Origin of the sequence: Oxynema aestuarii AP17 (assembly GCF_012295525.1) — a bacterium.
GTDB lineage: Bacteria > Cyanobacteriota > Cyanobacteriia > Cyanobacteriales > Laspinemataceae > Oxynema > Oxynema aestuarii.
Map to the genome: position 1 here is coordinate 6,249,018 of NZ_CP051167.1, position 17,273 is coordinate 6,266,290.

Genomic DNA, 17,273 nt, shown 5'->3' on the forward strand with positions numbered 1-17,273 from the left:
AGTTGGAATTTACGGATTCGTGAATGGAAAAATACCCTACGACTTACTCCCAGGCTCAAGTCCTTAAAGATCTGGCAATTTCGATCGCCGGATTGTATTTCTCCTATCCCGATAAAGCTAATGTGTTGCAAGATGTCAGCTTACATATTTTCAAAGGCGAACGAGTAGGATTAATCGGCGCCAATGGTGCGGGAAAAACAACGTTATTTTTATCAATTTGTGGCATTCTCAAGCCAAATTCCGGCAAGATCTCGGTGTTCGATCGCCCAGTAGTGACCGGAGAATTTCGCCCGGAAATTGGCTTAGTCTTTCAAAATCCTAACGACCAACTGTTTTGTGCGTCGGTCTGGGACGATGTGGCGTTCGGTCCGCAAAATATGGGACTTTCGGCGTCAGAAGTCGAACGCCGAGTGCAAGAAGCGTTAGGGATTGCAGGAGTGGCGGATTTGGTTCATCGTCCCCCCCATCATCTGTCTGGCGGACAAAAACAAATGGTCGCGATCGCGGGAATTTTGGCGATGCAACCGCAATTGGTGATGTATGACGAACCGAGTGCAAATTTAGATTTGCGATCGCGCCGTCGTATTATTAATTTTCTCCAATCTTCGCCGCAAACCCTATTAATTTCTTCCCACGATTTAGAATTGATTTTGCAAGTGTGCGATCGCGTCATTTTAATGGATGAAGGTCGGATTATTGCCACAGGAAAACCCGAGGAAATTATGGGCGATCGGCAATTAATGGAATCTTGCGGATTGGAAAAACCGCATTCCCTGATTCCGCATTTCCATTCCGATGAGAAATAAGACGGGTTCGATGGCGATCGCGCCTTCGCGAAGCGACGCCTCCGGCGTATCGCCGTTCGTCCCTCCCGATCTCTAGCAAAAATGAAGAATATGTTATGTCCGCAGGCGATAAGTTCGCTTTTCGACTTTAATGTAATCGTAACTCCCCCTCTATGGAGGTCAACCAATGGATTGGATGAGTATTATTATCACCTGGCTAGTGATTGCGATTAGCTTGTTGATTATCTCAAAATTACCGACCGGGGTTGAAATTGACGGTTTCGATCGGGCTTTAATTTCGGCGGCGGTTTTAGGCGCCTTAAATGCCTTCCTCCGGCCACTTTTACAGATTTTAGCCCTTCCGGTCACGATTCTGACCCTGGGGATTTTCGCCTTGGTCGTCAATGCTTTAGTGTTTGGATTAGCCGCTTATCTCGTTCAAGGATTTCGCTTGCGTTGGGGCTTTTGGAGTGCCTTAATTGGCGCGATCGCCCTCACGTTCATTCGTTCGATTTTGGAACAACTTTTACAGAATTTTGGCGTTCCCGGAGTCACTTCGTAAGAGGTGAGGATCGGAAAATTTCGTCAATTTTCTATGTTTTTCCAAGCAGTTAAGTAAATTTGCTAATTGCTGGCGGTGTTTCCCGTCGGGGTTGGTTTGAATCATCGTTCAGGGAATGGCGATCGCCCGCGATCGCCGACAAGCTGACCCCGACTCAATCTCGATTTTAGATGTTAGATTTTAGATGTTAGATTTTAGATGTTAGATTTTAGATTTGCATACTGGCGATCCCCTACTTCAACAAAGCTTCAATACTCGATCGCCGATTGGTGTTTCCCTCACCAGTCAGCATTTTTTGAGCTAAACCCGGTATTTTGACGACGAGTTGGGTCGTAAAATACCGGGTTGGCGGGAGGGCGATCGGGGTGAGTAAACCGAGGGCAATTTCAGCGCCAAATTTTAATCGTTTGGTCCCAACTCGCACTCACCATTGTTGTTCCATCTGGAGTCATTTCGATCGCAAAAATATCGCTCACGTGATCGGTCAGCGTCCCTTTGAGATCGCCACTATCTAAATCCCAAATTTTAATCGTGTTGTCGTCACTTCCACTGAGTAAAGTTTGACCGTCGGGAGTGACCGTCACCACGGTGACTAAATCCGTATGACCCCGGAGGGTATTTTGCAATTCCCCACGGTCTAAATCCCAAATTTTAATGGTTTCGTCCCAACTTCCACTCACCAACGTTTTTCCATCGGGAGTAATGGCGATCGCCCGTACCAAGCGCGTATGTCCGGTGAGAGTTTGTCTCACTTCTCCCGTGGCGACATCCCAAAGTTTAATCGTCGCGTCGCCACTACCACTGACGAGGGTTTGGCCGTCCGGTGTATAAGCGAGCGCTCGCACGCGATCGCGGTGTCCTTCGAGAGTCTGTTCTAACGCCCCAGTCCGGGCGTTCCACAGGCGAATGCGACCGTCGTCGGAACCACTGGCGAGGGTTTGACCGTCGGGACTGTAGGCGATCGCGTAAATCGCACCCCCTCTCGGATCGAGGGTATTCGACACCATCCGACCTTTGAGGTTCCAAATATAGATCGTTCCGTCGTCACTCGCACTGGCGAAGCTTTTGCCGTCTGGGTTGACGACGATATCTCTCACGATATCTCGGTGCGCGGTTAGGGTATCGAGTTGTTTACCCGTGTTCAGATCCCAAAGTAAGATCTGATTGTTCCAGTCGCCACTGACCAGTAATGAAGAGCGCGGCGCGATCGCCAATCCTTGCACGGGGGCCTCATGTCCGGTCAGGGTCTGCGGTTCGGCGGTCGGAATCGTAAAGGGAACGGGGGTTCCAGTAAAGGCGGGGGGGAGGGGCGATCGCGGGGCTGTACCGTCGGGGGAACTCGGTGAGGGCGAGGAATCTGGTGTCGCCGTCGCCCGGGGTGGCGAGTCGTTTGTAAAGTCCCACGCCGGAAAGATCGAATCGAGATGTTCCAGAAAGCTCAAGTAAGGAGGGAGATCCACCGGGGAGGCGGTCGGTTTGGAAATATAGCCCCACAGCCAAATAATGCCTGCAATTGTAGCAACAACGATCGCCCCTTCAGTCAGCAAAAATAGGGGGAAGTCGCGATCGCCGTCGGTTCTTTTAAGTTTGGCTTCGATCGCGCCGATCTCCGCCTCGGTCAGGGCGAGAATATCCTGGTAGAAATAATGCAGCTTTTCGTCAGTTTCTCGTTTCAGCGATCGCTTTTCCCGGGCGATCGCCCCTTGCAATGCTTCTCGATAGCGATCGAGCTTTTCTTGGCGTTCTTGATAAGGAATTAAAACCTTTTCACGAATTTTCTGGGCAATTTCTGGCTTTATGCCGCAATTTTCGCGAGTAATTTCTAAGCTTCTCCAACCGAGTCGCCCGATTTGACCGCCGCGACGCCGCACGAAGTTTTCTACTGCTTCGCGATAGGTCAGTTCTGGTGTTGGAATCGGTGCTTGACTGAGGACGATGTTCGTCGCTTCCGGTAAGGCGTAGAAGGCGGGAGGATTGGCAGGAGTAAAAATTTGCATTTTATTTGCAATGTAATCGTGCAGTTCTCCCAGGGAAATTTGGCCGTCGCCGTCGCGGTTGGCGCCTCCGGTTTCGATACCTTCGATCAAATAATAAGTATAAGGAGAACAGCCGGATTCTCTAACTTTACCCCCGTAACGGAAGCGGCGAATCGCTTCGCGATCGATCGCGAGATCCGTACAGAAGCGATCGTCCGCCTCGAAGTGCGTCGAAGCGGTCAGAACGGCTTTCCCGTAACCGCCGAGTTGCTGTTTGAGGTCGAGGCGATCGCGTGGGGAATCTCTAACTGATTCCCCCAATTCGGTGTAGCAACAATCGAGGACGATCGCCTGCTGTTGTGCCGGACTGGTATACAAGAGCGCTTGTAAAAAGTCTGCTGGAACCGCCGTGGAGGAAAGGTCGGCGACGTCAGTATTGCGAGTCGTGAAATAAAGTTTACCTTCACCATCGGCGATCGCATGTCCGGAGAAGTATAATAGTACCAGATCTTCCGGCTGGCGATCGCGCAATAACCATTCGATCCCGACGCGAATTTCCTGCAAATCCGGATCGAGCAGTTGTTGAATATTTTCAGGCTCGAATCCCCCGAGATCTTGGCGTTTCAGGATCTCCGCGATCGCACGAACGTCATGACATGCCGTGGGTAGCGGTTCCAAAAAACTATCGACTCGTGTCTTTGGCTGTTGAGAGAGACTCACCCCGATTAATAAAGCCACCTTAGTCATTGGTGTCCCGATACTTCAATAGTTTAGTGATGCTATTTTCGTGACATCCTCCCGACGCTCACCCTAACGGGTAGAGCGCGGGCGTCCCTTCCTCGCGGTTGGGTTTTCCTGCTTCATCGGGGTTCCTAAGCAACCTTCCGACCCAGGCAGTATCACCGTCTGTCCAACGGCTACAAGACCGCGCTGCATGACCACTTGAGCCGCAGCAACATCCCAGTCTGTCGCATATCCACACTCATCGCAACGATGAACCCGTTCGCTGAGTTCCTTCTTCCCAGTATGCGCCCCACACTGAGGGCAAGTTTGACTGGTCCCGTTGGGGTCAACCTTGGCAAAGTAGACGCCACGCTTCCAGGCAACCCACTTGAGGATTTCCAAGAAGCTTCCCCAAGCAGCATCCAAACAATGCTTGGCCAAGATCCCGCGACTGGTCATCTTGAGGTTCAAATCCTCAGCAAAAATCATCCCAGCATGGTCACAAAGCTGGTGAGCCGTCAGGAAATGGAACTCACGGCGCTGTTGTGGATATGCTCGTGCAGTTGGCGAATCTTGGCTTGAATCTTCCGGTAATTAGCCGAACCCTTTTTCTTGTTTCTCAATTTACGTTGCAGCCATCGAAGCTTGCCTTGCAAATCCACGAAAAAGCGAGGGCGTTCTACCAATTCTCCCGTCGATCCAGCCAAGAACTTTTCCAGTCCCAAATCTATGCCAATCGGTTCACCGTGAGGCATAGATTTGGGACGGAAAGATCGGCTTGCAGAATCAATTGAGCATACCAACCAGACGGCTTGAAGACGACCCGTACCCGCTTGAGTGCAAATCCTTCTGGGATAGGTCGATGCAGGTTAATGGGCATGGCTCCAATTTTCGGCAGTTCGATTTCAAACTCGTTGACGGGGTTCGATTTGAACTGCGGAAAGACAAACGAGCGATACTGACCAAACTTTTTGAATCGAGGAAATCCAAATCCTCTTTTCTGCACGAACTTAAAACGACTTATCCAGCCGCTTCAAGGCATCTTGCAAGACCTGAGAATGAACTGCCTTCAGTTCTGGGATCTCATCTTTCGCTTTGGTCAGTGCATTCTGCTGTTTGTAATAGTCGGGATAGGGTGCATCGGCAGAAATGATATATTCCTGCTTGATACTACAAGCATTGACCGGACATTTACGCGAGCCGATCCAGTCCTTGCGCTCTGCCAAAGCGTAGTTATAGACGCGACGACATTGCTCCAACCAGTCGAGCATTTGAGCTTCCTGGTCAAGTCCTGGATAGATTCGGTAGTTGTAGGTCAAGTTCAACATACCTATAGTCTAACTGATTTGCGCTTTCCGTTAGACTACAGGTAGTGTGTCGATTTTCGGGGTATTGAACCCCTCAATCGACGCGGGGAGTCCGTGGATCCCAACACTGACCTTTCAGGTACGGCGCGGGACTTATCGCTCCCCGAACCCCTCAAAAGTTAAACTGTCACTAAATCCGTGCAATTGGCAAGAGCGATCGCGGTAGTGTTTAACTTTGATAACAAATCGGGATATTCCCCGTGATTTTGCTTGGACAACACGAGCACCTCGTGACTCCTATATATTTTAAAAGCAATTTTAAAAGCGATCGCCCCCGGAAGAGCGATCGCCTCGATCCTTGCTACAACTAATCAGAAATCATCGGCCAATTATTCATTCACTTCCGACCATTCCGTATGGAAAAACTCGCCGCGCGGTTTGTCCAAGCGTTCGTAAGTATGGGCGCCGAAATAATCCCGTTGCGCTTGGGTCAAATTTTGCGGGAGGCGATCGCGCCGATAGCTGTCAAAATAATCTAAAGACGCACTAAACGCCGGAACCGGAATCCCAGCATAATTCGCTGTCGCCAACACCTCGCGCCATGCCTCCTGACGGTCTAAAATCGTCTGCTTGAACTCCGGCGCTAACAGCAAATTCGGCAAACTCGGATTATCCTTAAACGCCGACTTAATCTTGTCCAAAAATCCCGCACGGATAATACATCCACCCTTCCAAATCCGGGAAATTTCACTCAGATTCAAATTATAATTAAAATCCGCCGACGCCTTCGCCAGCAAACTCATCCCCTGAGCGTAAGAACAAATCTTAGAACAGTAAAGCGCATCGCGAACCTTATCCACAAATCCCTTGACATCCCCGTCAAACTTAAACGTCGGTCCGCTTAATTGCTGCGACGCCGCGCCCCGTTCCTCCTTAATCGAAGACATAATCCGCGCATTAACCGCCGCCGTAATCGTCGGAATCGAAACCCCGAATTCCAACGCACTCATCGCCGTCCAACGACCCGTCCCTTTTTGTCCCGCCGCATCGACAATTTGCTCCACTAACGGCTGATTCGTCTCCGGATCGATATATTTAAAAATATCCGCCGTAATTTCGATTAAAAACGAATTGAGTTCGTCGGTTTGATTCCATTCGGCAAAGACTTCGTGCAATTGCTTGTGGTCGAGACCCAAAACACTTTTGAGCAAGTCGTAAGCCTCGGCGATTAACTGCATATCGCCGTACTCGATGCCATTGTGAACCATTTTCACGTAATGACCCGCCCCACCCGGACCGATATAAGTCACGCACGGTCCATCATCGACTTGCGCCGCAATTTTCGTCAGAATCGCCTCTAAATCTTTATAAGCTTGTTCCGTGCCTCCCGGCATCAAACTCGGGCCATTTAAAGCGCCTTCCTCGCCGCCACTGACCCCCATTCCCATAAAACCGAGGCCGACCGATTCTAACTCCTGAGTCCGGCGTTCCGTATCCTCATAAAGGGAATTACCGCCGTCGATAATCATATCCCCCGCTTCCAGTAACGGTTTGAGCTGACCGATAACCGCATCCACGGGCTTACCCGCCTTCACCATCACCAGAATCCGCCGAGGACGTTCCAGAGACTCGACAAACTCTTCAATCGAATAAGTCGCCTTGACTTGCTTACCTTGAGCCCGTTCGGCCATAAACGCTTCCGTCACCGAACCCGTGCGATTGTACACCGAAACGGGAAATCCCTTGCTTTCCACATTGAGGGCGAGGTTCTCACCCATCACTGCCAACCCAATCACACCAAATTTTTGTTTCGTCATAACCTTGTAATGACCTCAGTCTCGTCAACTCTCCTACAGGGTAGCCCGATCTCTTCGAGCCAGACTGGAAAAAGATCTTAAAACTCTCTTGTCATGGCAAAGGTGTTACAGAACACAAGCCGATGCTAGCAAGTCCCCTAGTAGGGGCTCAGCTCTATGACGTTTGGCGCTTCACGTCTCAATTGCCCCATCGGGCGATCGTTTGTAGCGACCGCTAGATAAAACTTACCCAAACTTACCCATCAAGTCTGAAAGCTTGATGAACAATACGTTTGAGTCGATTTTACTTCCTGCTTCTACCAAGGGAGTCAGCTCGCTCTTGTCCACAGGCGTTAATTTGGCCGTAGCTCGGCCTATTTTTTCCAGATTTTTGGCTGCGTTTAAATCTCTGTCTATTTTGAGATGACAATGGTCGCAACCAAACAGTCTTTCTGATAAGAGTAATGAGTCTTTAATGCTTCCACAATTAGAACAGATTTTACTAGATGGATAAAATCTGTCTACGATTATTAGTTGTGACCCATATATTTGGCTCTTATATTCCATCTGCCGTCGGAATTCATAAAACCCCATATCGGCGATAGATTTAGCTAGTTTATGATTGGCCATCATGCCCGATCCGTTTAAGTCTTCTATCACATTAACGGCGTGGTTCTTGCATAATTGCGAGGTCAACTTATGTAACGTATCTTTTCTGAGATTAGCGATTTTCCGATGGAGTTTTTGGACTTGAAGCTGGGACTTTTTTCGATTGGCAGAGCCGAGACTTTTTCGGCTAACTTGTCTTTGGAGTCTAGCTAGTTTATTTGAATGCTTTTTATATGCTTTTATTCCTTCTATACTTACTCCCGTTGATAAGGTGGCAAGCGCTTTTATCCCCAAATCTATCCCCACTACATCTGTTTTCTTCTCGGTGGGGGTCACGTTGACATCTATTTTAAACGAAATAAACCAGCGATCTGCCTCTCGACTAATCGTCACATTTTTGGGTTGATAATTCCCCGATAGTCTTTCATAAGTTTTCAGAATTCCAATGACAGGAACCTGAATTTTATTTTCAGATAATATTTTTATAGTTCCATCTAGAGTAAAGCTGTCTTGTCTGCCTTTTTTCTTAAATTTAGGTCTAGATTTCTTTTTTTTAAAGCAATCTTGCCACGCCTGGGCGAGATGTCTGAGAGCGTATTGAGGGGCACACTTAGAAACTTCGTAATACCACAGATTCTCTGGTTTTACTAACTTATTTAACCATTTATGTAAGTCAATAGCTGTGGGAAATTTGATTTTTTCATCGGGACGACAACCGGCATTATGTGATAAAATTCCTAAACACAACCCGTGACCCCAATTGTAAGCATGACGCGCCACTCCCGCATGACGAGCGAGTTTTTGTCGTTGGGTCAGATTAACTTTAAGTTGTGTTTTAAACCCTAATAACATGGAGTTAAATGCTCTACGCTACCAATGGCGCCTAACTAGTGCTAATTTTACCACTACTGATGACTTTATTAACAATTCAGTTTCTAGAAATATTCGTCAATGCTCCGGGGATTTCTCACGATTTGAGTAAGATTGAGTAAGATTGTGTAAGTTTTCGGCTTCTGTAGTTAACCCCCCACGAGAAGCAACAGCCACAACGGTAGAATTAGCGTATTAAGGGACATCCTAGAGCGTTGGTTCGGCGAACGAGGTTGACTTCCTGTGATTGCCGCAAACAAGGAAATGCATCCGTGCAGTAGCAAAGTCCCGAATTCCTAGAAAAGCGGGCAAGATGCCCGCAGCACGGATTCCCAACCTCCACTTCCCCGAACCGATGAGCCCTTTGTCCCCATCAGTACACCGCAGGGAGAACCGGGAACATGCTTGCATATATTCTGGCCTTGGCCGTCGCCTTGGGCAGTTTCGCGATTTACATGGCCGCCTTTTTCGTTCCAGAAGTTCATCGTAAAGGCGATTTAATTTGGAGCGGAGTGGGGCTATTCTATGCTTTAGTCTTGTGGTTTTGTGCGGGACGGATTACCGGAGCTGTACTGCTCGGTCAAACCGCTAGCGTCGCTCTTTTGGGTTGGTTGGGGTGGCAAACCCTCGCCTTACGCCGCCAAGTGACGCCCCTCGCCGAACAAACTGATTTATCCGCCGCCGAAAGTTCCCCCGCACTCAAGGGAGGAATGGTGAATGTGTTTAAAGGCAAATCGGCACAAAAATCGGTGACCGCCGTTCCGGAAGCGCCGACAGCCGAGCCTTCTAGCCCACCGGAAACGCCAGAAACCGAAGCCGTTCCCTCTGGCGAAACGAGCACGGAAGAGACGACGACCCAGAAGACGCCGCCGACAGCTCCTCAAAAAGCGAGTCCGAAAAAATCACCTTTGGGCGGATTTCAGAATTTATTTAAGGGTAAGTCAAAAGCAAAACCGGAACCGAAAGCCGAACCCAAACCGGAACCGAAAGCCGAACCGAGTCGGTCTCAGACGCCCTCGACGGGTCCGGATGTAGAGGTTGAGGTGAGTGCAGAGCTTGAAGTCAAGCCTCAGACTCCGGTGGAGTCCCCAGTCTCGGCAGAAAGCGAAGCGCCAGCAGTGCAGACGCCGAGTGAGCCATCGGAAGCGGAAACGAAACCGAGTGCAACGGTTGCGGAAGATTCGCCTACTGAAACGAGTCCGGAGACGATGGAGGAAATGCCTTCAGCCGCCGCGTTGGAAGGGGCGCAGGACTGGACGGAAGGATCGAGTGATGGGGAGTTCGATGAGTTTGACGATTTAGACGAGTTGGAGAGTCCCGAAAAAACGCCTGCAACGCCGACGGAAACTAAAGTTTCGACGAGTCCGGCGAAGAAGGCGAAGGCTGACAAGGGAGGTCTATTAGCGCCTCTGACGAGTTTGCTGTCTGGGTTACAAGGTCTTCTCGGTAGAGGGAAGAAGTCGAAACCGAAGCCGCAGGAGTCGCAGCCGCAGGAGTCGAAGCCGCAGGAGACAATGGCGGAAACGACTGCACCGCAGGAGGTTGAAGCGCTACCGGAAGTGACTGAGGAATTCGAGGAAGCCGAAGTTTCCGAAGCGTCTCCCGCCGTCGCCGAGACGGAAACGGTGGCGGAAACGGAAACGGTGGCGGAAAATGTTGTAGAAGATCTAGCGGAAGATGAAGCGGCGGCGACGGAAGCCGAAACTCGCAAAGCGGAGGGATTCGAGCAGTTAATTCAGCCCGAACCTCCACCGGAAACGGTCGCGGAGGACGCTCAAGCGGAAACGGAGGGTTCGGAAGCTCGGAGTTCTGGGGAGGAGATGCCGCCAGAAATGGATCTGGCGCCGGATGCCCAAGCGCAGGAAGGTGAGAGCGTGGAAGCGAAGGTCGAGGTGGAGCCGGAACCGATGGAAACGGTTGTTGCTGAAGACTTACCGGAGATTTCGGAGTCAGAAGGGGCGATTGAGGTTGAGGCGGAAACGGTGGAAGGTTCGGAGGAGATCTCACCTTCGATGCGTCCGAATCGCAACAATCCGGCGATTGTAGAGATGCCGAAACAGCCGGGGGAAGCGAAATCGGCGACGCCGCCAATGACTGAGGAGTCGCCTTCTCCGACCAATGAGATGGATGAGGAAAAGTGATGGGTTAGTGGGGTGGGCAATCATTGCCCACCCTATGAATTTTAAGGTGTAGGCGATAGTTGTTATTTTTGAGAAGTTTGTATATTTTAACAATGGGAGCGGGAATTCCCCGATTCTACCGAAGGTGAATCGTGGGATGAAAGCGACTCTTCGGCAAATCAGTTATAATCTTATCATCTGGCTATATCGGCGATAATGTTCAAGGCGTACAAATACCGCATCTATCCAACCCACGAGCAACAAGCGACTTTAGCCAAGAGCTTTGGTTGCTGTCGTTGGTATTGGAACTATGCGTTAAATTTGTGCCAAGAGACTTATCAATCGACCGGGAAAGGTCTATCAAGGGGTTATCTTCAGGGATTATTACCTGCCCTCAAAAAGGAATACCCTTGGCTTAAAGAAGATGTCTATTCCCAATGCTTGCAAGTCGTGGCGTTGAACTTATCAACCGCTTATCGAAACTTCTTTGAGAACCGGGCAAAATTACCCCGATTCAAATCCAAGCAGGGAAGGCAATCTATCAGTTATCCTCAAAATGTTAAGTTTGAGGGAAATTACATCAAACTGCCTAAAGTTGGGTTAGTGTGTTGTCGTCAGCATCGAAGTTTTGAGGGAAAAATCAAAACTGTAACCCTCTCCAAAAATCCAGATGGTAAATATTATGCTTCAGTTTTGGTAGAGGGTAGAGAAGAACCTCCCTTTCCCTCAACTGAAGGAAAAGCAATTGGCATTGATTTAGGGCTGACCGATTTTGCGATTACCAGTGAGGGGTCGAAATATAATAATCCCAAGCATTTTGATAAACACGCGCGAAACCTAAAAAGAAAACAGCAAAAACACGCTCGAAAAAGGAAAGGTAGCAACAACCGCAATAAATCGCGGGTAAAAGTTGCTAAGATTCACGCCAAAATAAGTCGCTGTCGTGAAGATTTTCTCCACAAGCTATCCCGTAAGATAGTGAACGAAAACCAAGTGATTGTGGTCGAATCCCCCCTAACCCCCCTTAATAAGGGGGGAACTAAAGGGGGGATAGGCATGGTTCGCAATCGCAAACTCGCCAAAGCGATTAGTGATGTCGGTTGGGGAATGTTTTGTACGATGTTAAAGTACAAGGCTGAATCAGAAGGAAAAGTTTATCTAGAAGTCGATCGATTTTTTCCTTCTTCTAAAACCTGCCATGTATGTCTCAATCAAATCAAAAGCTTGTCTCTTGATGCGAGAAGCTGGACTTGCGAACATTGCCAAACCCGTCATGACAGGGATATCAATGCCGCCATCAATCTCAAAAATGAAGGCTTACGGATATTAGAGTTAGGAACTCGCTCTACTGCCCTTGGAGGGGATGTAAGACGAGGTGGTAGAACTTCAGTTCTATCTAGCGCAGTCCCCAGTGAAGAGGGAAGCCGCTATTGTAATCTTTGATTCAATAGCGGTAGTTCACGCCAATCCGAGATGCTGTGGGAACCAATTTCAGATTTAGAACCGGACTGGCAAAAACTGGCAAATACTGAGTTGCCTCCCTTAGTGACCGTTTGGAAGGAACAAGCGGAACGATTGAGGAATTCTGGGGAGTTTCAAACCTTTATGGAAAGACTCTGCCGGGAAATTGCGATCGAAACTGGGATTATCGAACGGCTCTATAATTTAGATCGAGGAATTACACGGTTACCGATCGAACAGGGAATTGATGAAGCTCTGATTCCGCATGGGGCTACGGATGGCTCGGTCAAACAAGTTATTTCTTTAATTAAAGACCAACAAACGGCGATTGAAGGACTATTTGTTTTGTCGGTAGAACCCGCAGTTTATCAACTTATTATATCAAACAATTGCATCAAGTTTTAACGCAAAATCAAGAGACGACAGAAGCCTTGATTCCGGCGACTGGAGAAACGATCGATGTTCCTCTGATTCGCGGAGACTGGAAACGACAAGTTAACAATCCGATGCGATCGGATGGATTAGTTCATGAATATTGTCCGCCGGAACAAGTGGCATCGGAAATGGACAATCTTATTAGTTGGCATCGGCAACATCAGGAAAACAAGATTCCGCCGGAGGTGGAAGCAGCTTGGTTGCACCATCGATTTACACAAATTCATCCGTTTCAAGATGGTAACGGGCGAGTGGCTCGTTGTTTGGCGAGTTTGGTTTTTCTACAGGCAGGTTGCTTTCCTTTGTCTTTAACTCGTGACGAACGAGTGGTTTATCTTGATGCTTTAGAACGAGCCGATCGCGGAGATTTATCGCCATTAATTCAGTTGTTTTCCAAACGACAAAAACAAGCTTTTATTAGAAGTCTGGGGCTGTCGGAGCAAATTTTAGCGGAAGGGAGGCGAACCCAGATTGCGATCGCGGCGATCGCTGAAAAACTCAAACAGAATCAGTCTGCAACTCGACAAGATCGCTGTAATAAAGTGGAAGGCTTTGCCAATCTATTGTACGAAATTGCTATAGAAAGATTGGATAAGCTGGCCGAAGACATCAAAGCTTCTATCGAAGAATTAGTGAATGGATTTGATGTCTTTACGGTTGTGCCTCCGAGGGATGGCTCGAAATCGTATTACCATCGCTTTCAAGTTGCCCAAACGGCAAAGCAGTTAGGATATTTTGCGAATATTCACGCCTATCATGACTGGATGCAACTGGCGATCGATCTCCAAACTTCTACGATTATTTTGCTATCCTTCCACGTTCTCGGTCACGAATATCGCGGTTTATTAGTTTGTTCTGCTTGTGCTTATCATAAAGATGTGACCGAAGAGGGAGACACGAGTCCGAGCGATATTCAAGCGTTGAGCGAGAGTCCGTTTCAGTTTTCTTATGCGGATGAAGAACATCATTTAATCGAGCGATTTCGAGGATGGCTGGAAGATGTGCTCGTCACGGGTTTAGAATACTGGAATAGTAGTTTGTAACGGTATTTCTAACGGTATTTCTAACGGTTGTTTTTGGAATGAGCAACGCAGGGAATGAGTGGATTGCCCTGTTCGCTGATTTAGGAATGCTATCTTTCTGCCAAAGCCCATCGACCCCAAAACCCGATCGCCCCACCGGATCTCGTGACTCGTGACGACGCCGAACCCTATAATTGAGGGGAAAATCGTTCTACGACCTTTCGGGATTTGGCTGTGACAGAAGCAAAGAGTTACAAAGAAACCGTCAACCTGCCCCAAACAAGCTTTAACATGCGCGCCAATGCGATTAAGCGCGAACCGGAACTCCAGCAGTTTTGGGCAGAACACCGCATTTACGAAACCCTGTCGCAGAACAACCCCGGGGAGATTTTCATCCTCCACGACGGGCCGCCCTACGCCAACGGCGCCCTGCACATGGGTCACGCCCTCAATAAAATTCTCAAAGATATCATCAATAAATATCAACTCTTGCAAGGGCGTAAAGTTCGCTACGTCCCCGGTTGGGACTGCCACGGGTTGCCGATCGAACTCAAAGTCTTGCAAGCGATGAAAGACAAGGAGAGGCGATCGCTCACCCCCCTCAAACTGCGCCATAAAGCCCGCGATTTTGCTCTCAAAACCGTCGAAGAACAAAAAACAGGCTTTCGACGCTACGGGATCTGGGGCGATTGGGACAATCCTTACCTCACCCTCAATCCCGCCTACGAAGCGGCTCAAATCGGCGTTTTCGGTCAAATGGTCCTCAAAGGCTATATCTATCGCGGTCGCAAACCCGTCCACTGGAGCCCGAGTTCCCAAACCGCCCTCGCCGAAGCCGAACTCGAATACCCGGAAGGTCACACCTCCCGCAGTCTCTACGCCGCTTTCCCGGTCACGGAACTGGAGAAAAAGGCGGCGGACCTCAAACGCTTCCTTCCCAAGCTGTACGCGGCGATCTGGACGACGACGCCGTGGACGATTCCCGGGAACTTGGCGGTCAGTGTCAATCCCGATTTAGACTACGCGATCGTTGCGATGCCCGAAGATAGTGCGATCGCCCCCGGTTGCTTCCTGATCGTCGCCGCCGAATTGGTCGATCGCCTCTCCACCACGTTCGGCTGCAAATTGACGGTCAAAGCCCAAATTAAAGGCAAAAACCTCGAACACTGTAAATACAAACACCCCCTCTACGATCGCCACAGCCCGATCGTCGTCGGCGGCGACTACGTCACTACCGAATCCGGGACGGGCTTGGTCCATACCGCCCCCGGTCACGGTCTGGAAGACTACGGCGTCGGTCTGCGCTACGGTCTCGACATCTTCGCCCCGGTAGACGCCAACGGCAACTTTACCGAAGATGCAGGGGAATTCGCCGGGTTGAACGTCCTCGACCGAGGGAACGTCGCCGTGATCGAAGCCCTCCAAAAAACCGGATCCCTGCTCAAAGAAGAACCCTACGTTCACAAATATCCCTACGACTGGCGCACTAAAAAACCGACGATCTTTCGCGCTACGGAACAGTGGTTCGCGTCCGTCGAAGGCTTCCGCGACGAAGCCCTCAAAGCGATTTCCCAGGTGCAGTGGATTCCCGCCCAAGGCGAAAACCGGATTCGGGCGATGGTTTCCGAGCGATCGGATTGGTGCATCTCCCGCCAACGCAGTTGGGGCGTACCCATTCCCGTCTTTTACGAAGAAGACACCGGAGAACCCCTGCTGACCGAAGAAACGATCGCCCACGTCCAAGCCATTATTGCCGAAAAAGGTTCGGACGCTTGGTGGGAACTGCCCGTCGAAGACCTCTTACCCCCCTCCTACCGCGACAACGGTAAAACCTACCGCAAAGGAACCGACACCATGGATGTCTGGTTCGATTCCGGTTCCTCCTGGGCGGCGGTGGCGCAACAACGGGAAGAATTGCGCTATCCGGCGGATATCTATTTAGAAGGATCGGACCAACATCGCGGTTGGTTCCAGTCGAGTTTGCTCACCAGCGTCGCCAATAACGGCGTTGCGCCCTATCAAACCGTGCTCACTCACGGGTTCATCCTCGATGAAAATGGCCGCAAAATGAGCAAGTCTCTCGGTAATGTGGTCGATCCGGAAACGATTATTAATGGGGGCAAAAATCACAAGCAAGAACCGCCCTACGGGGCCGACGTGTTGCGCTTGTGGGTGTCGTCGGTGGACTATTCTAACGACGTTCCCCTCGGTCGAAATATCCTCAAGCAATTGGGGGATGTTTATCGCAAAATCCGCAATACGGCGCGCTTTTTAATCGGTAACCTCCACGATTTCGATCCCGCGAAAGATGCGATCGCTTACGACGACTTGCCGGAGTTGGACCGCTACATGCTGCACCGGATGACGGAGGTGTTTGCGGAAGTGACCGATGCGTTTGAGAAGTATCAGTTTTTCCGCTTTTTCCAAACGGTGCAGAATTTCTGCGTGGTGGATTTGTCCAATTTCTATTTAGATATTGCCAAGGATCGGCTGTATATCAGCGCCCCGGAAGCTGCCCGCCGTCGCAGTTGTCAGACGGTTCTCGCGATCGCCCTCGAAAATCTGGCCAAGGCGATCGCCCCGGTCCTATGCCACATGGCGGAGGATATTTGGCAAAATCTGCCCTATCCGACACCCTACCGTTCGGTGTTCGAGTCCGGTTGGGTGCAGTTGGACGATCGCTTCGCCAATCCGGAGTTGGGTAAAACTTGGCAGCAATGGCGCCACATTCGCGCCGAAGTGAACCAAGTTTTAGAAAAAGCGCGCAAGGATAAGGCGATCGGGTCGTCTTTGGAGGCGAAGGTGCTACTCTACGTCGCCGACGAGAAGGCGCGATCGCACCTCGCCTCCATGAACCCGAGTACCTTCGCCAGTCTGCCACAGCCCGAAACGACCGCAGTGGAGGCGAACGCCCCTGGGGAACCCGCCACCGCAACGAGTAGTTTACCTCCGGCGGACGGCGAGATCCCCCAATGGCGGCAGATCCTCGATCGCGCGATCGCCTTCCTCGAAGACTTCCCTCGCTATTTCACCCTGTTTTTCTCGGACTATCGCCGTCCCTTATGGTCCGTGGGGTTAATTTTCAGCGCGATCGTCTCGTTTATGGTCATTTCCGCCATTCTCGACGCGATCGACGATATCCCCTTATTACCTAGCTTCTTGGAACTCGTCGGTATCGGTTACAGCGCCTGGTTTACCAACCGCTACCTGCTCAAAGCCGCTACCCGCGAGGAACTGCTCGCCACTTTGCAGCAAACGGCGGCGGATGTCGTCGGAACCCCACAACCGGAACCTGTGGAAGTGCGCGCAGTGGCGACGGTGGAGACTCCCTCGACTCCGGCGCCCCCCGCGATCGCGGTTCGCAGCAACGGCGTAGACGAACTGCGCTACCTGTTCCTCACCTCCGGCGTCGAATTGGTGGACAGCCCCGCAGCACTCGACGGGTTATCGTATGCCGCCGAGTCCGAAGGGTTGGGCGTCGGCGTCGTCAATGCGGACGGTCAGAAATGCGATCGCTGTTGGAATTATTCCACCCATGTCGGCGAGTTTGCAGCCGATCCGACGATCTGCGAACGCTGCGTTTCTGCATTGGCGGGTGAGTTCTAAC

At 50.3% G+C, this 17,273-nt stretch carries 14 protein-coding genes; 7 read left to right on the forward strand and 7 right to left on the reverse strand.

Annotation, left to right across the window (positions count from 1 at the left end; all coding sequences use genetic code 11):
* Nucleotides 1–23: 23 nt before the first annotated feature.
* The gene (locus tag HCG48_RS24945; RefSeq protein WP_168571593.1) at nucleotides 24–806 is read left to right on the forward strand and encodes an energy-coupling factor ABC transporter ATP-binding protein; all 783 of its coding nucleotides are present in this window, start codon (nucleotides 24–26) and stop codon (nucleotides 804–806) included.
* Nucleotides 807–972: 166 nt separating this feature from the next.
* The gene (locus HCG48_RS24950; RefSeq protein WP_168571594.1) at nucleotides 973–1,347 is read left to right on the forward strand and encodes a phage holin family protein; all 375 of its coding nucleotides are present in this window, start codon (nucleotides 973–975) and stop codon (nucleotides 1,345–1,347) included.
* A 232-nt stretch (nucleotides 1,348–1,579) separates the two neighbouring features.
* On the opposite strand, the gene HCG48_RS24955 is transcribed toward HCG48_RS24950, so the two are convergent.
* The 7 genes from HCG48_RS24955 to HCG48_RS24975 form a co-directional block, all read right to left on the reverse strand.
* A complete protein-coding gene (locus tag HCG48_RS24955) occupies nucleotides 1,580–1,771 on the reverse strand; it encodes a hypothetical protein (protein ID WP_168571595.1) in 192 nt (63 codons plus the stop codon).
* A complete protein-coding gene (locus HCG48_RS24960) occupies nucleotides 1,734–4,070 on the reverse strand; it encodes a WD40 domain-containing protein (RefSeq protein WP_168571596.1) in 2,337 nt (778 codons plus the stop codon). Before HCG48_RS24960 ends, HCG48_RS24955 begins: the two co-directional genes overlap by 38 nt.
* Nucleotides 4,071–4,133: 63 nt before the next feature.
* Nucleotides 4,134–4,535, reverse strand: coding sequence for an RNA-guided endonuclease InsQ/TnpB family protein (locus HCG48_RS27060; RefSeq protein WP_320415759.1), 402 nt, complete (start codon nucleotides 4,533–4,535; stop codon nucleotides 4,134–4,136).
* A gap of 29 nt (nucleotides 4,536–4,564) precedes the next feature.
* On the reverse strand, nucleotides 4,565–4,801 hold the full coding sequence (locus HCG48_RS27065; protein ID WP_320415760.1) for a transposase: 237 nt from the start codon (nucleotides 4,799–4,801) through the stop codon (nucleotides 4,565–4,567).
* Between the two features lie 255 nt (nucleotides 4,802–5,056).
* A complete protein-coding gene (locus HCG48_RS27070) occupies nucleotides 5,057–5,374 on the reverse strand; it encodes a helix-turn-helix domain-containing protein (RefSeq protein ID WP_320415761.1) in 318 nt (105 codons plus the stop codon).
* A 368-nt stretch (nucleotides 5,375–5,742) separates the two neighbouring features.
* Nucleotides 5,743–7,170 carry a decarboxylating NADP(+)-dependent phosphogluconate dehydrogenase gene (gene gnd / locus HCG48_RS24970; protein ID WP_168571597.1) on the reverse strand — a complete coding sequence of 476 codons (1,428 nt, stop codon included), beginning with the start codon at nucleotides 7,168–7,170 and terminating at the stop codon, nucleotides 5,743–5,745.
* A 225-nt stretch (nucleotides 7,171–7,395) separates the two neighbouring features.
* Nucleotides 7,396–8,610, reverse strand: a complete 1,215-nt coding sequence (locus tag HCG48_RS24975; RefSeq protein ID WP_168571598.1) for an RNA-guided endonuclease InsQ/TnpB family protein — start codon at nucleotides 8,608–8,610, stop codon at nucleotides 7,396–7,398.
* Between the two features lie 419 nt (nucleotides 8,611–9,029).
* Here HCG48_RS24975 and HCG48_RS24980 point away from each other — a divergent pair, with 419 nt between their 5' ends.
* The 5 genes from HCG48_RS24980 to ileS all read left to right on the forward strand — a co-directional run bounded on the left by HCG48_RS24980 (nucleotide 9,030) and on the right by ileS (nucleotide 17,272).
* A complete protein-coding gene (locus HCG48_RS24980; protein WP_168571599.1) occupies nucleotides 9,030–10,769 on the forward strand; it encodes a Ycf66 family protein in 1,740 nt (579 codons plus the stop codon).
* A gap of 195 nt (nucleotides 10,770–10,964) precedes the next feature.
* Complete coding sequence (locus HCG48_RS24985; protein ID WP_168571600.1) at nucleotides 10,965–12,191, forward strand: RNA-guided endonuclease InsQ/TnpB family protein; 1,227 nt, start codon at nucleotides 10,965–10,967, stop codon at nucleotides 12,189–12,191.
* 30 nt (nucleotides 12,192–12,221) lie between these two features.
* Complete coding sequence (locus HCG48_RS26320) at nucleotides 12,222–12,614, forward strand: hypothetical protein (RefSeq protein ID WP_246259759.1); 393 nt, start codon at nucleotides 12,222–12,224, stop codon at nucleotides 12,612–12,614.
* The gene (locus HCG48_RS24990) at nucleotides 12,599–13,687 is read left to right on the forward strand and encodes a Fic family protein (RefSeq protein WP_246259761.1); all 1,089 of its coding nucleotides are present in this window, start codon (nucleotides 12,599–12,601) and stop codon (nucleotides 13,685–13,687) included. Before HCG48_RS26320 ends, HCG48_RS24990 begins: the two co-directional genes overlap by 16 nt.
* Before the next feature lie 213 nt (nucleotides 13,688–13,900).
* The gene (ileS, locus tag HCG48_RS24995; RefSeq protein ID WP_168571601.1) at nucleotides 13,901–17,272 is read left to right on the forward strand and encodes an isoleucine--tRNA ligase; all 3,372 of its coding nucleotides are present in this window, start codon (nucleotides 13,901–13,903) and stop codon (nucleotides 17,270–17,272) included.
* Nucleotide 17,273 lies beyond the last annotated feature (1 nt).